We start from the raw sequence: 2,090 nt of genomic DNA on the forward strand, positions 1-2,090 counted from the left end.
CTCATCCATCCGGGTCATCGCCTCCGAGCCATTATTGGCAGCCTTCCTGGCCTCTGATGCCAGGGTATTGGCCTGGACGGCATTGTCGGCGTTCTGTTTGGTCATGCTGGACATTTCTTCCAGGCTGGAGGAGGTCTCTTCCAGACCTGCGGCCTGCTCAGTGGCCCCCTGAGCCAGCGACTGCGAGGCCGCTGAGATCTGAGTAGAGGCGGAAGCCACCTGCTCGGAACCGTGTAAAAGCTGCTGAATGATACTGGTTAATTCCCGAACCAGCCGACTGGTCATGCTCAATCCGAGGCTGATGGCAGCAATAAACAGGGCAAGGGCCAGCCCCAGGCTGATGGTATTGGCACGTTTCATGCTGGTTTTTAAGGAAGCCACTTCGGCCTGGGCCGCATCAGCTTTCTTATCCATCGTATCCATCTGCTGTTTGATTTGCTCTTCCATGCGTTCGGTTATGGTATTGATGGTATTGCGCATCGCAGAGAATGCACCAAGACTCTCTGCTGCCGTTTTCCGGCGTGACTGGACCAGGGCCAGATTGGACCGGCTGATTTCTGTGACCTGCTGGCAGAGGCTGTCCCATTGTTGGAGCGACTTGACAAACTCCTGATACCCCGCCTTCATGGCCTCATTAAAAACCTCGCTGGCCTTTTGGGATCGATCCAGAGTTTGTTTCAGATTGGCTTGATAGTCCTTTACCAGAGCTTCAAACTCTGCTGTATCTGGCTGTTCCATCAATTTCAACAGAGCCGTCAGGGCCTGATACGCATCCCGGTCGGCATTCAGCAGCAGTTCAATACTGGTATACCATTTTGCTGCCTGGGCCGGATTCCCTTCCATCTGCGGGGACTCCAGTTCTTTTTCAATCAGTCCAACGATACCGTCCAGTTGACTCCGCATGGTATCAAACACCTTGACACTTTCCTGGTTGATCGCCTGCTGGCGGTTGGACTCACGAGCAATCGTGGCCGACAATTGCGTAATGGACTGCGTGGCCGTTTTCCAGGTCCTGTAATGTGTCTCAAACTCACTATACGACTGTTTGAGGGTTTCATCAAAGGCACTGGAGGCCAGTTTCAGCCGATCTGCGACCTGCTGCAAATCCTCGCTGTGGGTGGCAGTCAGCTGTGCAATGGTGTTCTCATCCTGAGTGGACAGCATCTGCAGTTCGGATGTATAGGTCTGATACGCATCGCGGTCGGCATTGAGTATCCATTCAATGCTGTTGCTGAATTGATTCATTTTGGGAATATCGTCATTGACAATCGGCATCAGAGTTTCCGTGGTCGTGCTGTTGACGACATGGGATATATGACGCATCATATATCCATTCCCTCCGGCAATCAGAGCCAGACCTGCAAGGGGAATTGAAACCAGTGCAAAAATTCGTCCTTTGATAGTCATGTGTGTGTCTCCTGTAAAAAAGCGGCAATACTACTTATATTTGCATTTTTTACGGAATCTCGTCGATTGGGGAGGGCGATACAGAGAAGGGTAATCGATGCCGAATATTCCGAAAAAAGACGCTATTTCTGATATCTTTTTATATTTTTCTGGTATTTGCAATTTCCGGCGCCAGTTTAAAGCCGGCATTGATCACAGAAGCAAAATCCTGACTGTGTACATCCCGAATGTGGTGCATTTCGAGGAATTCACCCGCCAGGTCCGCTGCACTGTTGACCTGGCCATCGGCTATCCGACGGCGCATCCATTGAATTACAGTTTCTTCAGTTATCATGAGTAATTCCTTTCTGACCCTTCGAGGTATCGTCCGTTAAGGGACACAACTTTTGTTGAATTTTGAGCGACGCAAGCGCGCCCGCCTGCGTCGCTCAAATATTCTAAAAAGGGAGAGCCTTATCCGTTAAACTCCTTGAATTCGTGATCGCTTAGCGGCAATTGACTGGCCGCGGCGGTCCTGGTGCTTTTGAATCCGGTTTCTTTTTTGGTTCCACTGGAGGATGCAATGTCATGATAAGCCTGATCCAGCTGGGTTAAGTGCTTGATGGGCTTAGTCTTATGAGGGGTCGTGGAGGTGTCCCGCCGGGCGTTGATGCCGTTGACCAGCATGACCAATTGATCCACCA

At 50.9% G+C, this 2,090-nt stretch carries 2 protein-coding genes and 1 pseudogene; all 3 read right to left on the reverse strand.

Features of this window, described 5'->3' with window-relative positions; translation table 11 throughout:
- A pseudogene (locus tag ACQ9LF_RS13885) lies at positions 1-1,407 on the reverse strand (hypothetical protein); the annotation flags it as partial.
- A gap of 139 nt (positions 1,408-1,546) precedes the next feature.
- Positions 1,547-1,741: a hypothetical protein gene (locus ACQ9LF_RS13890; protein ID WP_462490020.1), complete on the reverse strand. Its 195-nt coding sequence runs from the start codon at positions 1,739-1,741 to the stop codon at positions 1,547-1,549.
- Between the two features lie 119 nt (positions 1,742-1,860).
- A partial coding sequence (locus ACQ9LF_RS13895; protein ID WP_462490021.1) for a hypothetical protein occupies positions 1,861-2,090 on the reverse strand: 230 nt, incomplete at its 5' end.

The sequence above is a fragment of the Anaeroglomus insulsum genome (assembly GCF_050689095.1).
In the GTDB taxonomy this organism is placed as follows: domain Bacteria; phylum Planctomycetota; class Phycisphaerae; order Sedimentisphaerales; family Anaerohalosphaeraceae; genus Anaeroglomus; species Anaeroglomus insulsum.

Coding starts and splice junctions, on each gene's coding strand:
- ACQ9LF_RS13890 (WP_462490020.1), bottom strand. CDS start 1,741: ATGATAACTGAAGAAACTGTAATTCAATGGATGCGCCGTCGGATAGCC.